This is a genomic window from Streptomyces sp. ACA25, from assembly GCF_028200735.1.
Classification (GTDB): Bacteria; Actinomycetota; Actinomycetes; order Streptomycetales; family Streptomycetaceae; genus Streptomyces.
Window position 1 is genome coordinate 1 of the sequence record NZ_JAQKPV010000020.1, and the last position, 19,367, is coordinate 19,367.

Consider the following 19,367-nt stretch of genomic DNA (forward strand, 5'->3'; position numbering starts at 1 on the left):
AGAGCCCACCCAGCAGCCAGTTGGGCGACGCTACCCCCAAGCCCGGTCCTTCAGGGCCGGGTCAAGTTGACGCAAGCATCATCGGTGACCGGCAGACCCCTGATGCCCGCGATGTGAGCCGCTGCCAAGGCAGCGCGCACGGGTACATGACCGCCTCCGGCGGTGCGGCGTCCGGTGTGCTGTCGCGAGGTTGCGGGCACACTCTCCGGAACAGAACCGTAAGGGCCGTTCTCGCCTGCTTTTCGATGCTTGCACGAGGTCAGCGATGCTGCCCCCTCTCTGTCCCGAGCACAGAGAGGAAGCCGTTCACTCAACGGACCAGTTCAGTCCGCTGTCCGCGTCAGCTCTCTCACCCCGGCATCGAAGCTGATCGGCGGTTCGAACGTCAGGTCGCGGCGGGCGGCCTCGAGACAGAACCAGTGCGGGTGCAGGAGCTCAGCGACCAGGAAGCGGCTGAGGGCATGGGTGCGGGCGGCCCGGGCCAGGCTGAGGGCGACCTCGCTGGCGGCCGCCGTGGCGTAGGAGAGGCGGGGCGGCAGGGTGTGCCAGCGAGCGCGTACGCGGGCGGCTCGGAGGAAATGGGAAGTGATCTCACGAAGAGGGCGGGGGTCGTCCTGCGCGATGAAGTAGACGCGCCCGCCTATGGATGGGCACCGATGAAGACGATCAAGGGCAAGGAGGTGGGCGTGGGCGGCGGTACGGAGATGGGTGGTGTCGATGAGGTTGGTGCCGTCACCGGGCATCAGGAGGCGGCCTCCGCGGGTGGCCCGGACCAGAGCAGGCACGAAGTGCGGATCACCGGGACCCCAGATGATGTGCGGGCGCAGGGAGACAGTGGCCAGCGCAGGGCTGTTGGCGGCCAGGACGAGGGCTTCAGCCTGGGCTTTGGTCCAGGGGTAGGCGGCCAGATGGCGGTCGGGATACGGCAGATGCTCGTCAACACCCTCCAGGCCGCCGGGGCGGAAGACGACGCTGGCGGTCGAGGTGTGGATCAGGGTGCGCACTTTGTGGGCGCGGCACTGAGCGATGACGTTGCGGGTGCCGTCGACGTTGGTGATCCGGTAGGGGCGTAGAGGGCCGCTGACGCCGGCCAGGGCTGCGCTGTGCACCACGGCGTCGCAGCCGGTGACGGCGCGGGAGACGGCGGTAGGGTCGGCGATGTCGCCCCGGTACTGGTGGACCCCGAGCCGGGCCAGGGCAGGGCTGGGGCGGCGGCTGAGAGAACAGGTGGTGATGGCGCGGGCGACGAGTTGGCGGCAGATCTCGCGGCCGAGGAATCCGCTGCCTCCGGTGACCAGGACCTTCACCGTTCGATCCTCCGTAGACGCCTGGCGGCCCATGCCGAGAGCCGGATGCGGTCGATTTTCGAGTTGTGACGGTGGTCGGTGGGAAACCGGGGATGCACCACTATGTGCTGCACGCGATGGCCTTGAGGGTGGTGGTCAAGGGCGGCGCGCGCGGACGCCACGGTGATGTCAGGTCCGGTGTGGGACCGGGTTTCGACGCAGAGCACAGGCTGCTGCCGTCCGGCAGGGCCGATGCCGACCAGTGCGGTGCGCCGGACGCCGGGGGCGGCGTCGGCAGCCTTTTCGACGTCCTCCGTGGTCAGGCTGAAGCCGTCGCCGGTCACGAGGTCGGCCTTGCGGCCGAGATACCACAGGCGGCCTTGGCCGTCGAGGCGGCCGAGGTCGCCCGTGCGGTGCAGTAGTCCGCAGTCCGCGAAGGACTTGGCAGCTGCGTTGCTGTCCGGGCGGGCATGGTAGGCAGGGCTGACGACGGGGCCGGCGACGGCGATCTCACCCAGTCCGGTGGGGTCGGCGTCCAGGATGCGTGCCCTGAGCCCGGCCAGGGGACGGCCCAGGCAGGTGCCGGCGTGGCCGGCGGGCGGAAGGGCCCGCAGGTCACGTGCGCTGATGACGGAGACGGGCAGGCATTCGGTGGCGCCGTAGACGCTGAGAATCTCGGCGTTGGGCTGCAGCACGTCGGCCAGGGCGTCGGCGAGACCGGGGCGCAGGGGTGCGCCGAAGGACAGGACGCGGTTGACGGAGGGCAGAGTCAGGCGGTGGCGGGCACAGTGGCGGGTGATGACTGCCAGAACGGCGGGTGAGGCGAGGATCGCGGTGGCCTGGTGTTGTTGTACGGGTGTGACAAGGTGCTCGGGTGGTGTGCGGGCCGGGGCGAGGTGGTTGATGGCCGGGGCGATGGTGGTCAGGCCGAGGAGAGGGCCGATAAGGGTGATAGGCAGGAATCCGGACAGCAGGATGTCGCCCGGCTGGGGTTTCAGGACGGTGGCCAGGGCGGTGAGTTGCCCGGCCAGGGTGGAGTAGCGGTACTCCACACCCTTGGGCCGCCCGGTGGAGCCGGAGGTAAAGGCGATCATCGCTAGGTCACCGGGCGCGGGCTCCTTGATGTCCGGGGGCGGGCCGCTTCCGTCCGGAACCGGCAGGGCCAGGCCCCGTCCGAGGAGGAGGCCTCGGCCGGGGAAGGCACGGCCGGTGACCAGGGGGACGCGGACGTGGCCGCGACCCCAGCCCAGAATGCGGCGCCCCAGGTGGGCCAAGGGCTCGCCGATGAACACCTCGGGGGCGACCTCGTCCAAGCAGCGCCGCACGTCGGCGCGCGGCTCGCTGAGGACGGGGACGGCTCCCAGGGTATGCAGGGCGTACACGGCGGCGACGAACTCGTAGGGATCACGGGTCATGACCACGGCCTTGTGACCGCGGCGCACGCCGGCGTCGTGCAGAGCCTCTGCAGTGCGGCGACAGCCGTCCAGCAGCTGGGCGGCGCTGACGGCCTGTGCGGAAGAGCCGCTGCAGGGGATGAGGACGGTCGCGGTGGGCTGCTGGACCAGCCGGGCGGAGATATTGAGGGAGGTCATCGTGAGCCTCGCAGGAAGTCCCGGATGTGGACGGCGAGCTCGGGGGCGGCGTCCTCCATCACGAAATGGCCGGAGCCCGGGTAACGCCGAATGCGGGCGTGGGGGTATCGACGGTCCCACTCGGACAGCACGAGTGGGGTGAAGACCGGATCACGCATACCCCACCCGATGAACATTGGCAGGTTCCTCGGGTCGGGGGCGTCCTGCGAGGGCTCGAGCAGCTGCCACGCCTCGTCGGTTGCGTGCCGGGGAATGGCGCGGACGAACTCCGTGACCGCGCGACGGCCGTTCCGATGGGCGGAGGGCCACAGATGGGCGCGCCGCTCCGCGGCGCTGAGCGGGGTTGTGACTCCGGCACGCACCACGGCCCGGGCGAAGATGTTGGTGGCCTGGACGGTGGCAGCCACGGGCCGGTAGTCCCTGATCCAGCGCAGGTAGAACGGCAGCCGGTAGCCCTGGGGCCAGGGGAAGGCGATGGTGTTGAGGATGACCAGCCGCGCTACGACGCCCGGGTTGCGCAGGGCCCAGGCAATACCGAGCGGGCCGCCCCAGTCGTGCACCACGAGGGTCCAGCCACGGGCGGGAACCTGCTCCTCGTGGACGAGATGACGGTGGAGCGCCTCCAGATGGTCCAGCTGCATCTGGTAGCGGGCCGCGGGGTCGGGCGGCAGCACCTCGGGGCCCGGGGACATGCCGAGGCCGGGCAGGTCCGGGGCCAGGCATCGGACCTGCGGGGCCAGCACGGGCAGCACCTTGCGCCAGGCATAGCTCCACGAGGGGTTGCCGTGCAGGAACAACACCGGATCGCCGGCACCGAGGTCGAGGTAGTGCTGGCCGGTGGCCGGGACGCGCCGCCAGTGCTCGGTGCCGGGATAGCCGGGCAGCAGGTGGTCCAGAAGCCGGGACCGTTGAGTGAAGGACTCGGGGGGCGTGGGTTCGCTCATGGCAGTCACCACCGGATCAGAGCAAGGCCGAAACTCATGCCGCTGGCCACGCCGAGCATCGCCACGGTGTCCCCGGGCTCGATGCGGTCAGCCGCCTGAGCCTTGACCAGTTGCAGGGGGAGGGAGGCGGCGGCGCAGTTGCCGTGCTCGGCCACGGCGGGCATGCACCGGTCCGCAGGCAGCATGAGCTTGTCGAGCATCTCGTGGTACTGCGGCATCGCGATCTGATGGAAGGCGATGAAGGCGCTGGTGCGGACCCTTTCCAGCTCACCTCCGGCCGCCTTCAGGATGAACGGCAGGCTGTCGACCGCAGTGGTTCGCAACAGGTCACCGTTCAGGCGCAGCGTGCACAGCTCGTCGTCGAGGGAGTGCGGGTTCATGGCCCCGCCACCGGCCACCGTGCACGCGTCCCAGGAGGTGGAGTCGGCGGCGAACCGCAGAGTCAGCACCCCCGGATCGCTGTCTCCGGCGGGACCGGTGGTGAGCACCATGGCGGCGCCGGCGTCGGAAACGGTGTAGCCGGGCATGGCCCGCATCAGGGCCTCCTGATCGGGGACACGCCAGCGGGTGACCAGGGACCCCACTTCTCCGCAGGCGATCAGCACGGTGCGGTAGCGACGGGTGGCGATGAACGAACAGGCCACCTCCAGGGCGTTGAGGACACTGTTGCAGGCGTTCTTGACGTCGAATGCCGGACAGTCGGCCCCGATCTTGGCGGCCACGATGTGCGAGGTGGAAGGTTCGAGCATGTCCTGGGTGGTTGCGGCGAACAGCAGCAGATCCACGTCGTCGATGCCGATGCCGGCACGGTCCAGGGCTTTGCGTGAGGCTGCCACAGCGAGGTCGGAAGCACACGTGCCCTCCTCGCGCACATGGACGCCGCGCACGCCGGTCAGGTCCTCCAGTAGCCCGGGTGGCGGTGCGTAGGCCCCCCCGGAAGAGACGATCCTGTCCCTGATGTCGGACATGGTCCGATACCGGGGCGGGAGGTGGACGGCGGTGGCTATCAGACGAGCACGCGGAGTCTCAAGCACCGAGCCACCGTAGCGACCTGACAACCGACCATCGCACGGTATGACCGAATCATCATCCTAATGAGTGAACTACCCGGAGGTCACCTTGTGGATTTCCCCTTCGGTTCGCCTGAATGGAGCAATCCGGTGTGCTCTGAGGGGGAGTGGTGGACATGGGGCAGTTCCAGCAGTCGGTAGCGGTGGTGGGCGTCGGTTGCCGGCTACCGGGCGGAATCACGGACCTGGACGGGCTGTGGACGGCGCTGCAGGGCGGGCGCGACCTGGTCGGCGAGATGCCGCCCGACCGCTTCCTCAAGGACCGGTTCGTCGACCCCCATGGGCCGCGTCCCGGGCGCAGCTACACCGCCGCGGGGGGCTTCCTGACAGACGTGGCGTCCTTTGACGCCGCCTACTTCGGGATCTCGCCCAAGGAGGCCAAACACCTGGATCCGCAGCAACGACTGCTGCTGGAAATGACGGCCGAGGCGCTGGACGACGCGGCCATCCCGGCCGAGGAGCTGGCGGGGTCGAACACATGCGTGTACGTGGGTGTGTCCGATCCCTCCTACGGCGTCATCCTGGCGACGATGGAGAACCACACCAGCCCCTACACCATGCCCGGCTCCACCTTGTCCATCGGGGCGAACCGGCTGTCCTACGCCTTCGACCTGCGCGGGCCCAGCATGGTGATCGACACAGCCTGCTCATCCGCGCTCGTGGCCCTCGACCGCGCCTGCCGCACCCTGCAGGAGGGCACCAGCCGCGTCGCGCTGGCCGGCGGTGTCAACGTGCTCATCAACGCGTACTCCTTCGCCGGATTCTCCTACGCGGGGATGCTGTCGCGGCGCGGGCGGTGCGCGGCGTTCTCCGCCGACGCCGACGGCTTCGTGCGGGCCGAGGGCGGGGCGGTCCTCGTCCTCAAACGTCTGACGGACGCAGTGGCCGACGGTGACCGGGTCCACGCCGTGCTCGCAGCCACGGGCAGCAACACCGACGGCCGCACCACCGGGATGACGCTGCCCAGCTCCGAGGCACAGGAGGCCCTGCTGCGCACCATCTACCAGGAGGCCGGAATCGGCCCCGACGAGCTGGTGTACTTTGAGGCCCACGGCACCGGCACCCCGGTGGGGGACCCTGCCGAGGCCCACGCCATCGGCCGGGCCCTGGGCCAGCGCCGCAGCAGCCCGCTGCCGATCGGTTCGGTGAAATCCAACCTGGGTCACCTTGAGCCCGCCTCGGGCATGGCCGGCCTGCTCAAGGCCATCCTCGTGCTGCGCCACCGCATCGCACCGGCGTCCCTGCACGCCCTGCCCCTCAATCCGGCCATCGACTTCGACGGGCTCGGCCTGGCACCCACCGTCGAACCGGTCCAACTGCCCTCCCGCGGCCCGGCCGCGGTAGGGGTGAACTCATTCGGCTTCGGCGGGGCCAACGCCCACACCATCGTCATCCCGCCACCCACCCCCAGCCGGCCGCAGCCGAAGACGGCACCGGAACAAGGTGACGGAGCGATGCCGGTGGTGGTCTCCGCCCGGTCTCCCCGGGCCCTGAAGCAACTGGCCGGACGCATGGCGAACCGGCTGCGCGAAGCCGACCCCCGCGAGTACTACGACCTGGCCTACACCAGCACCGTGCGCCGCAGCGCCCACCCGCACCGCGCCGCGGTGCTGGCCACCGATCCCCAGCAGGCGGCCGAGGAACTGGACCGGTTGTTCGCGGGCGAACCCGCCCGCGGCGCAGTCACGCACAAGAACGAGCGGGGCGCGGTGGCGTTCGTCTACTCCGGCAACGGTTCCCAGTGGCCCGGAATGGCCGCCGACCTCCTCGCGAGCGAGCCGGTCTTCCACAGCGCGGTCGAGGCCGCCGACGCGGCGCTGACCCCGCTCCTGGGCTGGTCGGTGGCCATGGAGCTCGAGCAGCCCGCCCCGGAGCGGTGGCGGCGTGCCGAAACCGCCCAACCGGCCCTGTTCACCGTGCAGGTGGGCCTGACCGCGTTATTGGCCTCTCACGGGCTGCGTCCCAGAACGGTGCTGGGGCACAGCGTCGGCGAGGTCGCCGCCGCACACGCGGCCGGTGCACTGACCCTGGAGCAGGCGGCGCTGGTGATCGCCGAACGCAGCCGCACCCAGGAAGTCACCGCAGGCCAGGGCCGCATGGCAGCGGTCGGACTGCCCGAACAGGACGCCCGCCAAGCACTGCTCCGCTACAAGGGCGCGCTGGAGATCGCCGGGATCAACAGCGACCGGGACGTGACCGTGGCCGGGGCCGCGGACGCGCTGACCGCCCTGGGCGCCGAACTGGAATCCCGAGGAGTCTTCTTTCGCGAACTGGACCTGGACTACGCTTTTCACAGCCGCGCCATGAACATCGTCCAGGAACCCCTGCGCGCCGCGCTCGCCGGCCTGCGCCCCACCGCGGGGCGGTTGCCGTTCGTCTCCACCGTCACCGGCGCCCCGCTGATCGGTGAGAAACTCGACGCCGACTACTGGTGGCGCAACGTGCGCGAACCGGTCCGCTTCGCCCAAGCCCTTGGCCATATGGCAGCCAAGGGCGTCGACATTCTGGTAGAAATCGGACCCCACCCCGTACTGCGCCCCTACTTGCGCCGTACGGAGGCCACCTGCATTCCCACCCTGCACCGGAACGGGGACGGTCCCCGGGAAGCGGCGACCGCGGTTGCGTCCCTGCTCGCCGCGTGCGCCGAGAGAAACGAGCAGGCTCACTTTCCCCGTCCGGGCCGTGTCGTGGACCTACCCGCCTACCCCTGGCAGCACGAGCGGCACTGGCACGGCACCCCGCAGGACCTGGTCATGCGCACCAGTGGCAGCGGCCTGGTGGAGCACCCCCTGCTGGGCGAGCGACTGCCCGCCCCTCACCCGCTGTGGCACGGGGCGGTCGAACCCCAACTGGTGCCGTGGCTGGGCGACCACCGCATCGGCGGGAGCGTGTTGATGCCCGCAGCCGCCTACGTGGACATGGCCCTGGCCGCAGGCAAGAGCGCACTGGACCGCCCGGTGGAAGTCCGGTATCTGGAAATCTCCCGTGCCCTCGCCCTGCCCTGGCCCGACCCCGGCCCCATCGCGCTGCAGACCGCCGTCACCCCGGCCGACGGCGCGCTGACCATCAGCACCCGCGAAGAGCACGGCGGCGACTGCCTGCCGGTCGTACGCGCCCAGCTCCGCACCCTGCTCGGAAGCGCCCCCGCCCCGCTGGACACCACCGCGATCAGCGCGCGCTGCTCGCACACCGTCAGCGGTCCGGACTACTACCAGCAATGCCACCGCCTCGGCCTCGAATGCGGCCCGGCCTTCCAGCTCCTGCACACCCTGCATGTGGGCGAGGGCGAGCTGCTGGCCACCTACCGGCTCCAGCACCCCGCCGACGACCACACGGTCCACCCGGTACTCCTGGACGCACCACTGCAGGCCACCATCGCGCTGGCCGACGAGCAGACCCCCCGTGAAGCAGCCGGTTACCTGCCGTCCGTGTTCGGCTCCGTACGCGTGTGGCGCACCCCCGCGCCCAGCGGCGTGGTGTACCTGCGCCGCCGCAGCCGCAGCACGAACGAGATCTGCTGGGACATCACCTACGCGGACACCGACGGCACCGTCACCGCCGAGATCGACGGCTGCCGTACCCGGCGCGCCCACCTGTCCGACCGCCCCCCACTGACCGTCCAGCGCACCGTCCTGCGCGCCGCTCCACATCCCGCCCTCCCGCCCCCGCCCTCCCCACTGCCCGCTCCCGCCGAGGTGACGGCCGCCGCACAGGCCACACTCGCCGCCGCACGCTCGGCCCTGGACGGCTGCGGCCACGACCGGTTCACCGCCGCTGCCGAAGCAGCCGTCGCCCACTGCTGGGCCGCAGCGTTGCGCAGCCTGCTCGCAGCCCCCGCCACCCCCTTCCGTACCGCCGACCTGGAGGCTGGTGGCCTCCAGCCCAAACACCGAAGGCTGGTGCGCCTGATGCTGCCCCTGCTGGTCCGGCACAGCCTGATCAGGGCCGCTGGGGACCGGTGGCAGCTGACCGACACCGCGCTGCTCCCCGACGCGCTGCTGCGGAGCCTGGTGGAAGACCATCCAGCCTTCGGCCCCGACACGCTCCTGCTCAACCGGCACCTGCGGCACCTTCCCGAGATGCTGCGCGGCACCACCGACCCGCGCGACCTGCTGCTTGCCGGGGAGAGCTTCGCCGAACAGCGCCAGGAGACCGCCCCGGCCCACCGCTTCACCCAGCGCGCGGTGCAGGCCCTGCTCGCCCGGATCGTGCACTGCTGGCCTTCCGACCGCCCCCTGCGCGTCCTGGAGGTGGGCGCGACCACCACGGCCCTGACAGCCGCCGTCCTGCCGCTGCTGCCGGCCGACCGCACCCGCTACACGTGTACGGCCGCTTCCCAAGCAGCCTTCGCCCGAGCCCGACACCGCTTCGCGTTGCTCGACTTCGTCGACTACCGCCCCCTGGACCTGGATGCGGACCCGGCCGCACAAGGCCTGCCGGAAGCCTGCTTCGACCTGATCGTGGCCGGTGACGCCCTGCACGCCGTCACCGACCTGGCCGCTGCCCTGGGCCGTCTGCGCGCCCTGCTGGTCCCCGGCGGCCACCTACTGGCCACCGAGCCGCACAACGCCCCGGTGGAAGGACTGCTGCGGGGTGGTTTGGAGTCCTTCTGGGAGCGCAGCGACCGTACGCTGCGGCCCGCCACCCGTCTGCTGCCCGCAGACCGGTGGAAGCCGCTACTGGAGCGGTACGGCTTCACCGGCACCGTGCAGATCGGCCCCCGGGAACGATCGGTGCTGTTGACCTCCGCCGACCGCCGCCCGGTGGACGAGCCCGCCTTGCCGGCACCGCCTGCCGACACCACCTGGCTCATCGCCACCGAAGCCGCCACCGAGACATCGACCGCACAGGCACTGTCGGCCCTGCTGGGTCCGTGCACGGTCATGCTCGCGCCCACCGACACCGCCACCTGGGCCGCCGCCCTGCCCGACCATGGTGAGGTGCGGATCGTCCTGCTGCTGGCCGAAACCCGCCCGCCCCAGGTCGGCACTCGAACCATCCGTCGCGCCGCAGTGCTACGGGCCCTGGCCACCGCCAGTGAGGCGCTCCGGGCAGGCATCCGCCCGCAGGTGTGGCTGGTCACCCGTCCCACCGGCCTGTTCCCCGCTCCCGAGCGCCCCGCACACCCCGAGGACGCGGCCATCTGGGCCGCTGCCCGTACTCTGTCCAACGAGCGGCCCGACCTGTGCGTGCGGCGCGTCTCCTTCGACCGCACCGGTGACGTTGCCGCCGACGCCTGGCGACTGGCCGCCGAACTGCTCGCTCCGGCGAACACCACGGAGCACGGCGGAGAAAGGGGGAAAGAGGACGAGATCGTACTCACCCGCCGAGGGCGCTTCGTGCCCCGTCAGGTCCAGTACCCGGCGGACGAGGCCCCCACCGCCCCCGCCACCACGCCCTTCATCCTGGAGGCCCGCGACCCCGGGCTGGCCCGGCGCCTGGTTTGGCGGCAGATGAGCACCCCGCAGCCCGGACCGGGCGAAGTGGCAGTCGAGATGCGGGCCGTGGCGCTGAACTACCGCGACGCGATGCGCGCCAACGGCCTGCTGCCTCCCGAAGCCGTGGAGGACAGCCCGCTCAGCCGAGGACTGGGCAACGACGGCGCCGGCGTCGTCCGCGCGGTCGGGCCGGGGGTGAGGGACATCGCAATCGGCGACCGGGTCCACGGCGTCGTACCGGCAGCTCTCGCCTCCCACGCCGTCATCCCCGCCGACGGCGCGATGAGAATCCCCGACACGATGAGCTTCGAAGAGGCCGCAACATTCCCGGTCGTTTTTCTCACGGTCCACCACACGCTGCTCACACAAGCCCATGTGGACGCCGGGGAGACAGTTCTCGTGCATGGCGGCGCCGGCGCCGTGGGCCTGGCCGTCCTGCAGTGCGCCCGCGCCCGGGGAGCCCGTGTGATCGCCACCGCAGGCACCGAGACCAAGCGAGACCTGCTGCGCACTCTGGGCGCTGAGCACGTACTGGACTCACGCACCCTGCATTTTGCTGCGCAGGTACGCGAGCTGACCGGAGGGCATGGGGTCGACATCGTGGTCAACTCGCTCAGCGGCGAGGCCATGACCCAGAGCCTGGACCTGTTGCGGCCCAACGGCCGCTTCATCGAACTGGGCAAGCGCGACATCTTCCTCAACAATCCGTTACCGCTGCGTGCCTTCGACCGCAGCCTGGCCTTCATCGGCTTCAACCTCGACAGCGTGGTGCTCGACCGGACCCGTGGAGCGCGCCTGGCCGCTGATCTCACCGAGCAGGTCGACCGCGGCGGCTACCGGCCCCTGCCCCACACGGTCTATCCAGCGGCACGCGTGGAGGAGGCATTCCAGCTCCTGCAGCACTCCCGGCACACGGGTAAGGTCGTCGTCTCCTTCGATCCACTGGACGAGCCCGTTCTCGTCGAACCCGCACCCGCCACCACCGTCCTGGACGGCACGGCCACCTACCTGGTGACCGGCGGGCTGACCGGGCTCGGCGCCGCAACCGCCCATTGGCTCGCCGACCACGGTGCCCGCCACCTGGCCCTGGTCTCCCGCCGCGGCCCGGCCGCTCCCGAAGCGGCAGCGCTCCTCACAAGCCTGACCGGGCGCGGCGTACACGCCACCGCTTACGCCGCCGACGTCGCCGATGAGGCCGACCTGCACCAGGTGCTCGGCGCCGTCGACGCCTCCGGGCAGCGGCTGCGCGGCGTCGTCCACGCCGCGACGCACATGGACGACGCTCCCCTGGCCGAGCTCACCGATGACCGGTTCGCCGCTGTCCTGGCCCCCAAAGCGACGGGTGCCGCCCTGCTGGACCGCGCCACCGCAGGACGCGACCTGGACATGTTCCTCACCTATTCCTCGGTCGCCGCCGGCATCGGCAATCTCGGCCAGGCCGCGTACGCGGCGGCCAACGCCTACCTGGAAGCCCTGACCCGTGCCCGCCGGGCGGCGGGTCGGCCCGCAACCACCCTGGCCTATGGCCCGATCGGCGATACCGGGTACGCCGCCCGCCACCATATGGGTGCCGCCATGGCCGAACGCGGCTTCGAACCTCTCACCACCGCCGAGGCCCTGGCCGTCGCCGGTCGTTCGCTGGGCCTGGAAACTGATGTCGCCGGCATCGGCCGCTACCGTTGGGGCCACGCTCGCCGGTTGCTGTCAATCCTGTCCACTCCCCGCTTCGCCCACCTGGTGCCCGCCGGGGCGTCATCCTCCCCCCAAACCCGTGACGACCTGCTGCGCGAGCTGGCAGCCATGGCTCCCGACGAGGCCATGAGCGTGATCACTCAGACACTCGCCCGCTTTCTGGCAGCCGTCCTGCACACCGACGCCGCCGAACTGGACCCCGCCCGCCCCGTAACCGACTACGGCCTTGACTCCCTACTGAGCACCGAATTCCTGGTGCGTGCCCGAGAACACTTCGACATCCGCATCACACCTCCCGAGCTCATGGCCGGCGGCCGCACGCTGACCCATTTCGCCCGCCTGGTCCACAGCCGGCTCGGTATCGACTCCGCCTCCGACACCTGAACCCGCCCTGCAACTCGCTCTTCGTCCACGCCGGGCAGGTGCCCGAAGATCCGCTGGTCTGGGTCGGCCGGACAGATCACGGCCGAGGGCGCATTGAGCGGTTTGACTGCCCGCCACTGTTCGATGTTGGTGTCTTCACACTCGTCCACGATCACAACGGATAGATGCTGCTACAGGTTGCGCACCGCGGCGCTGACTTCCGGAAGGGAATCCGAGGTGTCGGCCAGCAGGTCGAAGACGTACGCGCCTTCCTCGCTACGCCCAGGCGATGGCGGAGTCCGGTTGGTCCCCTACCGCCTGGCCGGCGGACAGCAACGGCGGCGCTGCGGACCATACTGGACAACATTCGCCGACACCTCGCCACGTTCACGAGCACGCCCAGCGATCGGTAAGCCCACCCGAGAAGCTATGGGGTTCTTCTTGACGCGTGAAGGAGGGCCGCCGGGACACCACCCGAAGGCGGTGACGGCATCCACCGGCCCTTGACCCCTCACCAGCCCAGAGGGCCGAGATGCCCCTCAGAATACCGCCCGGAGGCCCGTCACCATGACCTCACGCCCCGACCCGGAGGAACTGCTGACCGTCCACCAGGCCGCTGCCATCCTCGGCATCACCCCCTCGACGCATCACCGAACGCACGGCGCAGCGGCTGCTCTCGCGTGCGTGAATGCGATGACGGCGTCCTACTCTGGTACACGGTTCCCCGCTGGCAGACGAGGTGAGTTCGGCGATCCTCAACTTCGCTCCGGTGTAACACAATCCCCACCGGGCCGACACGAGGCGTGGACTTGCGAAGCCGTAGGTCAGTTGGGCGTGGGCAAGAGCATGGATCGTCACACCATCAGCTCAGCTGTTTGGAATCGGCGTGAGAGTCAGTGGGTCCACTCGGTGCACCGGTGCCGCTGCGCGTCCTCGTTCTCGGCGAACGGGCCCGGCAGCAGCCGGACAAACGACCACCGGGCCTTAACGGAGGGTCATAGGGGCACTCCTCCTGCAGCAGGCGCCAGAGTGCGTCCCCGATGTCGAGTGGAACCTCGCGAACCTCGTGGTTGACGCGGTTCAGCACCAACCGTTGACGGGACCGTTCACCCCCGTCCACAGGTAGGCGTCACTGACCCAGGTGCCGTCGGTCAGCCGGTTCCACTGCGCGGTCGAGCCGTAACGCCCGGTGTGGGTTGTGCCGTTCTGTGAGCACGAGATGCTGACCGTCGCCCCGTCGGCCACCGATCCAAGAACTGCGTAGCCGGTGCCCGGCCCGGCACGCTTGGTCAGCGCCCCGCCGCCGTTGGCGTCGACCACCCCCTGGGTGAAGCCCAGCGCGCCGTAGTTGTACAGGGTGCCTCCGGCGTACACCTGGCGGCTGCCATGCAGAGCGGACCCCTGGTAGGCGGCGGCACCGTTCTGAAAAGTCCACTTACCCAGGTTGTGACCGGCCAGCGCGACGTACTGGTTGTTCTGACGCAGGCCGAAGTGCACGTGCCGGCCGTAGGCGGCACCGCCGCAGGTGACGTCGGTGCCCGTATAGCCGAGGTAGGCACCCATTTGCACCGCGCCGCCGTTGGTGTCGATGTTGTTCCACAGGTGGTAGTAGTCCGTGGCGTACCCGCGGTCGTGGATTACCCGAATCCAGCCCCTGCACATGGTGTAGGCCGTACCTCCGCGCGCCGCGCGCACCACTTCGTCGCCGCCCGCCATGTCGATCGAGCTCCACGGATGGGCGGTGCCTCCCCAGCCATGCGGACCACTGGTCAGGGTCATGCTGCTGCCCTGCGTCGACGGCAGCATCATGCCGGTGCGGAAGTCACCTCCAGCCGCCTCGGCCGCGATCTCGCCGTCCGCGTCCTCGGCCTTGCCGGGTTCCGGCTGCCGGCCGTCCTGCTCGGCGAAGAGAGGCTTCTCCGCCGGCTTGACGACTGGAGAGTGCTCTGCGAGGGCGGCGAACTCGTCCTCACCCTCGAAAGCGACCTGCCAGTCCGAGCCCCGCCGCTCGGCGAGGAACAGCCAGCCCTGAGGCATGCGTTCCGATCCCGGATCAGTGGCCAGAACCGCGGTACCGAATGCCCAGTTGCCCGACTTCCGGGCGATGGTGACCTGGGGCTCGTCAGTGGCTGCCGCCGGCCCTACGGCGCTGCGGCCGTGCTCCAGGAGGCGTTCGGTCACCGCCTCCGATGGACTGGAGGCAGGTGCCTTCTCACTGGCGGTCGCCGGCGCGGCCACGGTCAGTGCCCCCGCCAGCATCAGCAGGGCGCTCACCGTTCCGACCCAGCGCGTGCCGGATCTCCTTCGAGCGGACAAGTAGGCCTCCTACGTCAGGGTTCGCAGGCTCGCAACGACACCCGATTTTGATGGTGTACCGTCAAATTACGGAACAGTAGCTTCCGCAGCAAGAGGGCCTTGTTCCCACCGGGGGTGAGCTTGCCATGCCGGTATTCGGCTACCCGCCGCGGACGGCAGCCTGGTCACCTTCGTAGAGGTGCCGCGCCGACCCGAGGCGGTGGACGAGCTCTGGGAGCACGCCCGGCAGCGGCTGCCACGCTCGGTGGTGCACGGCCGCACTCAGGCCGACGGGGGCACCACCGGCTCAGCTCTTGTTGCGCCTGCATCCCCGGCGAGAACAGGCCAGGTGCCGGGCGTCTTTTTTCGCCACGGCGAGGTTCGCCCCCAGCAGCAGGACCGCGCAGTAGTCGTCCCCGTCCCGCACACCCCAGCCCATGTCCTGCCCGATCCGCTGGACCTGCTTGGCCATGCGGACAGTGCTGTCAGCGCGACGGCTTCAGTCGCTCCACCGTCCTGCGGCCGGGGAATCCCGTGTCGAGGATCAGCAGAGAGTACGCGTCCGGGGAAGTTGACGCCGTCGAACCTGTTGACCAGCACCGCTAGGTGGTACGCCGACGGCCCCCGCAGTGCGGCGCAGGTGGCGAACCTCAGACAGGCTGGCGCGGCAGGGAGGCCCGTTGCTGCCTCGTGGTCCCCACCGCTGCCTCGAAACACGTGACGTGATCCTGCTCGACGCGCACGTTGAGAAGATCGCTGCTGTCAGAGGTGAGGGTCAGCCAGACCGGCCGGTCCAGTTCCAGGTAGCGGTGGAAGCGCGTGGTCATGCTGGTGACGATGGTGCACCCGGCTGGATGGCTGGTGATGGCGGCCTGACGGGCGGCCTCCAAGAGCAGCATGCCCGGAACGTGGTCGACCGGGTGGTCGAAGAGAATCGGGTGGTCGAGGTCCACACGCAGCTGCCATGTTCGGAGGTGTCGGGTGGGGGACAGCACCACGTCCCCAGGCAGGTGGCGCGCCACCTTTTCGGGCGGAACCCCCTCGGCCGGAGGGAGCGCGTTCGCTCGAGCCGCTGCCGTGTCGTGGCGTCCGGCGCGTAGACGCCGGTAGACGCCGGGGCTATGCGCGGAGTACCGGGTGTGGGCATGGCCCAGCGCACTGCCGTCCGCCCATGCGGTCATGCGCATGCACGCTGCGGCGAGCATCCCGCGCCTGCGGACGGCCTCAACGCACGTGACGACGAGGCGCACCTCCAACGGCTGGGGGCCGACTCGCAGCGCGTCGGGCAGCACATGGAAGGACAAGTCCTTCCATACCAGCTGATGGTCGAGCGGAACGTCGAAGGCTTCGTGGGAAAGCAAGGACAGAGCCTGCCGCACCGTCTCGGCAAAGAGCAGGGGATCGTGGAACCCGCGACGAGGGTGGTAGAAGCCGTGGCCGCGCGGCCACTGGGCGGTCACGATGAAGGTGTCGTCGACCGCCAACCATCCGGTGAGGAGAACCTCGGCATGTGCGCTCTTGTGCACCAAGTGCCTGGAAACGGCCATGCCAGGCCCGGGGGATAACGCATACATGGGACTCCCTGCGTCACTGTAGCGCGAGAGTTGGGGGGTAGACGACGGTTGAGATGGGGTAGAATAAATTATATTCTTTTTTTCGTCAAAGTGGGGTAGGACTTGCCTGATCCGAAGCAGGATCGAGCGGTACAAAGTCGGCAACGCCTGCTGGTGGCGGCAGCCGAACTGTTCGATCAGTACGGCTACCAGGGGGCGAACGTCAGCGACATCGCACAGCGGGCGGGCATGACGCTGGGGGCGCTGTACTTCCACTACGGCAGCAAGCAGGGTGTGGCCGAGGCGGTGATGAACGCGCAACCTCAGGTCATCGAGCCGCTGTTGGAGTCCGACGGGCTGCAGCGCGTCATTGACATCACCCTGGTCTGGGCTGACCGCTTGCAGGTCGATCCGCTGTTGCGGGCCGGTGTCCGGCTCGCGGTCGAACAGCGGGGCCACGGTCTGAGCGACCCCAGCTCGTTCGACGGCTGGGCTGCGATCTTGACTGGGCACCTGCAGGTTGCGCACGACCGAGGGGATCTGCGCCCGGACGTTCCTCCCACGGCGGTGGCCCAGTTCATCGTCGGGGCCTGCACCGGTGTACAGCTGTATTCCCAGCTGGTCACCGATCGGGCCGACCTCATGGATCGGACCTGCCAGATGTGGCGACTGCTCCTCCCCGGAATCGCCACCGACGAAGCCCGCGCGGTCACCACCATCGATCCCGGACGAGGACGGACCGCGTAGATGCCTGCTGCTCCTGATGCCACGGCCCGGCACCGATTACGCCGTGGCCGCCTCCGCATCGTCGTCACCGGGGCCACCGGTACCGTCGGGCGCCGCGTCGCGGCCCTGCTGGCGGCCGAGACCTGTCAGAGTGTTCTGGTCAGCCGCGACCCGTCGAGTGCTGGGCTCGCCGGGCATGTAGAGCGGGCCGATCACGGGGACGTAGCGCGGTTGAGCGAGGTACTCGCGGACGCTGACGCCGTGCTGATCATCACTACTGACCCCCTCCGGCCCGAGCACGACGCCAACATCGTCACCGCGGCAGTCGCCGCAGGTGTCGGCCACCTCGTCAAGCTTTCCGCGCTGGCGGTGGCCGACCCCGGCGCCCAGGACCTCATCACCACGTGGCAACGCTCCGCCGAGGACCGGGTCCGGCAGTCCGGCATTCCTTGGACGATCCTGCGGTCCCGAGCCTTCATGACTCACGCGCTGGCGTGGGCGCCGGACATACGCCGGGACGCCACCGTCCGCGGGCTGTACACCGACTCCCGTAACGCCTGTGTCGCGCCTGAAGACATCGCGCACGTCGCGCGGCGCGTCCTGCTCGAGGACGGCCACCGCGGCCGCACCTACTCCCTCACCGGACCCGAGGCGCTGTCGGTCCGGGACCAGGTCGCACAGCTCGGCGCCACGCTCCGACGGCCGCTGTCGTGTGCGGAACTGACTTCCGCTCAGGCCCAGGAGCGCTGGCGCCTACGGTACCCCGAAGAGCTCGTGCGGGCCCTCGCGGCTAGTGCGGAGCGCCAGCGACTCGGAGCTAAGGAGGCGACCACCCACGACGTCGAGGAGTTGCTGGGGCGACCCTCCACGCCCTTCACATCCTGGGCCGCCGAGCATGCACACCTGTTCGATACCCTTACCTGACTGGAGACCCGCATGGCGAACGAACGTCTTCTGCACGGCAAGAGCGTCATGATCACCGGCGCGTCGAGCGGCATCGGTGCCGCGGCCGCACGCCTCTTTGCAGCGGAAGGCGCAGCCGTCGTGCTGACCGCACGCCGGGTCGACCGCTTACGCCAACTTGCTGATGAGATCCGAGCGGCCGGAGGGCGGGCGGTCGCAGCCCCCGGAGACGTGGTCAGCGCTCAAGACATGCGCGACGCGGTCGCGACAGCTGTCGATACCTTCGGACGGCTGGACGCGGCCTTCAACAACGCCGGATGGACCTCCGTGGGCACGGCTTTCCACGAGATCGATGACGAGGAGTACGACCGGATCGTCGACGTGAACCAGCGGGGCGTGTGGAACGCGATGCGGGCGCAGCTCACGGTGATGCTGAGTCGAGGCGCCGGCGGAGCCATCGTCAATACCGCCAGTGTCGCCGGCGTCCGGGCCACCGGCGTCGCTGCGCCGTACATCGCGGCCAAGCACGCGGTCATCGGCCTGACCAGAGCTGCAGCCGACGAGTACGGGGACCACGGCATCCGTGTCAACGCCCTCGTCGTAGGTAGCACCGAGACGGAGCTGATGCAGGAGGCGCTAGCCCGCACCCCCAGCCTCTTCCTGCCCTTCACTCAGCGGGCGATCCAGCGTCGTCTCGCCGCACCTCAGGAGGTGGCACAGGCAGCGGCATGGCTCTGCTCCGACCGCTCGTCCTTCGTCACTGCGTCAGCAATCCCCGTGGATGGGGGCTGGACGGCCCGCTGACCCGCAGCTCCCTGCCCCCGCACGGCCCGGATCAGCCAGGAACGGCGTGACAGTCCGACGACTTGTCGTCGGACTGTCACGGAGGCTTAGGTCGGCTAGTCGGTGTCCATTCGCCCACCGGGCATGGCCTGCTGCCAGGCCGCGCCGAGACGGCTCAAGGCGGTGCGGTGGTCGGCGCCGGCATGGAAGGTCCACATTTCGAAACCCTCCAGCAGGCAGTGAACGAGAAAGCCGAGGGTTTCACTCGAGCAACGTACGGGGGTGAGAGGGCTCTCACACCCCCGTACCGCCAGCCGGGCCACCTGGCCGCTCCATGCCTCGCGCCACGCGAAGTGACCCGTCAGGTCGTCGCGGCTGAGTCGGCTGCATGCGAGCACTGTCAGATCCTCATCGTCGACGAGCAGCGAGGCGAGACGTTGAGTGAGGTCGGCTAGGTTCTGCAAGGGCTCGGCGCCCTCCACTACCTCGGCTTCCACAGCCTCGCAGGTGCGCTTCATGCCATCCTGGAAGACTTCCTCGACAAGGGCCTGTTTCGTCGCGAAGTGGAAGGTAACCGCACCCATCGTCACGTGTGCCCGTGCCGCCACCTGGGCCAGTGTGGTGCCGTGGTACCCGGACCGCACTATCTCGCCCGCCGCGGCCCTCAGGATCCTCTCGCGTGTGCACACTGCTCTTCTCTGCGTCACTTCACCCTCTTGTCA

At 69.7% G+C, this 19,367-nt stretch carries 12 protein-coding genes; 4 read left to right on the plus strand and 8 right to left on the minus strand.

Going from position 1 to position 19,367, the window contains the following annotated elements; all coding sequences use genetic code 11:
- Positions 1–323 precede the first annotated feature (323 nt).
- The 4 genes from PJ985_RS22190 to PJ985_RS22205 are packed head-to-tail and all read right to left on the minus strand — an operon-like array spanning position 324 to position 4,790.
- Entirely contained in the window at positions 324–1,307 is a 984-nt protein-coding gene (locus PJ985_RS22190) for an NAD-dependent epimerase/dehydratase family protein (RefSeq protein WP_271685668.1), read from the minus strand.
- Positions 1,304–2,878 (minus strand): AMP-binding protein, encoded by a 1,575-nt coding sequence (locus PJ985_RS22195; protein WP_271685669.1) that lies wholly within the window; start codon positions 2,876–2,878, stop codon positions 1,304–1,306. The genes PJ985_RS22190 and PJ985_RS22195 overlap by 4 nt, the downstream gene beginning before the upstream one ends.
- The gene (locus tag PJ985_RS22200; protein WP_271685670.1) at positions 2,875–3,822 is read right to left on the minus strand and encodes an alpha/beta fold hydrolase; all 948 of its coding nucleotides are present in this window, start codon (positions 3,820–3,822) and stop codon (positions 2,875–2,877) included. The genes PJ985_RS22195 and PJ985_RS22200 overlap by 4 nt, the downstream gene beginning before the upstream one ends.
- Positions 3,823–3,827: 5 nt before the next feature.
- Positions 3,828–4,790 (minus strand): 3-oxoacyl-ACP synthase III family protein, encoded by a 963-nt coding sequence (locus PJ985_RS22205; protein WP_271685671.1) that lies wholly within the window; start codon positions 4,788–4,790, stop codon positions 3,828–3,830.
- A gap of 218 nt (positions 4,791–5,008) precedes the next feature.
- Between PJ985_RS22205 and PJ985_RS22210 the strand changes: the two genes are divergently transcribed.
- The gene (locus PJ985_RS22210; protein WP_271685672.1) at positions 5,009–12,406 is read left to right on the plus strand and encodes a type I polyketide synthase; all 7,398 of its coding nucleotides are present in this window, start codon (positions 5,009–5,011) and stop codon (positions 12,404–12,406) included.
- A gap of 1,059 nt (positions 12,407–13,465) precedes the next feature.
- Here the strand turns inward: PJ985_RS22210 and PJ985_RS22215 are convergent.
- The 3 genes from PJ985_RS22215 to PJ985_RS22225 form a co-directional block, all read right to left on the minus strand.
- Positions 13,466–14,701, minus strand: a complete 1,236-nt coding sequence (locus tag PJ985_RS22215; protein ID WP_271685673.1) for a hypothetical protein — start codon at positions 14,699–14,701, stop codon at positions 13,466–13,468.
- A gap of 286 nt (positions 14,702–14,987) precedes the next feature.
- Entirely contained in the window at positions 14,988–15,152 is a 165-nt protein-coding gene (locus PJ985_RS22220) for a hypothetical protein (protein ID WP_271685674.1), read from the minus strand.
- 178 nt (positions 15,153–15,330) lie between these two features.
- Positions 15,331–16,254 carry a ScbA/BarX family gamma-butyrolactone biosynthesis protein gene (locus PJ985_RS22225; RefSeq protein WP_271685675.1) on the minus strand — a complete coding sequence of 308 codons (924 nt, stop codon included), beginning with the start codon at positions 16,252–16,254 and terminating at the stop codon, positions 15,331–15,333.
- 102 nt (positions 16,255–16,356) lie between these two features.
- Between PJ985_RS22225 and PJ985_RS22230 the strand changes: the two genes are divergently transcribed.
- From PJ985_RS22230 to PJ985_RS22240, 3 genes are read left to right on the plus strand one after another with little or no spacing between them, the layout of a single operon-like run.
- Positions 16,357–16,980, plus strand: a complete 624-nt coding sequence (locus tag PJ985_RS22230) for a ScbR family autoregulator-binding transcription factor (protein WP_271685677.1) — start codon at positions 16,357–16,359, stop codon at positions 16,978–16,980.
- A complete protein-coding gene (locus PJ985_RS22235) occupies positions 16,981–17,883 on the plus strand; it encodes an NAD(P)H-binding protein (protein WP_271685678.1) in 903 nt (300 codons plus the stop codon).
- Positions 17,884–17,895: 12 nt separating this feature from the next.
- The gene (locus tag PJ985_RS22240; protein ID WP_271685679.1) at positions 17,896–18,666 is read left to right on the plus strand and encodes an SDR family NAD(P)-dependent oxidoreductase; all 771 of its coding nucleotides are present in this window, start codon (positions 17,896–17,898) and stop codon (positions 18,664–18,666) included.
- A 95-nt stretch (positions 18,667–18,761) separates the two neighbouring features.
- Here the strand turns inward: PJ985_RS22240 and PJ985_RS22245 are convergent, their stop codons facing one another.
- A complete protein-coding gene (locus PJ985_RS22245) occupies positions 18,762–19,352 on the minus strand; it encodes a TetR/AcrR family transcriptional regulator (protein WP_333909886.1) in 591 nt (196 codons plus the stop codon).
- Between the last annotated feature and the right edge of the window lie 15 nt (positions 19,353–19,367).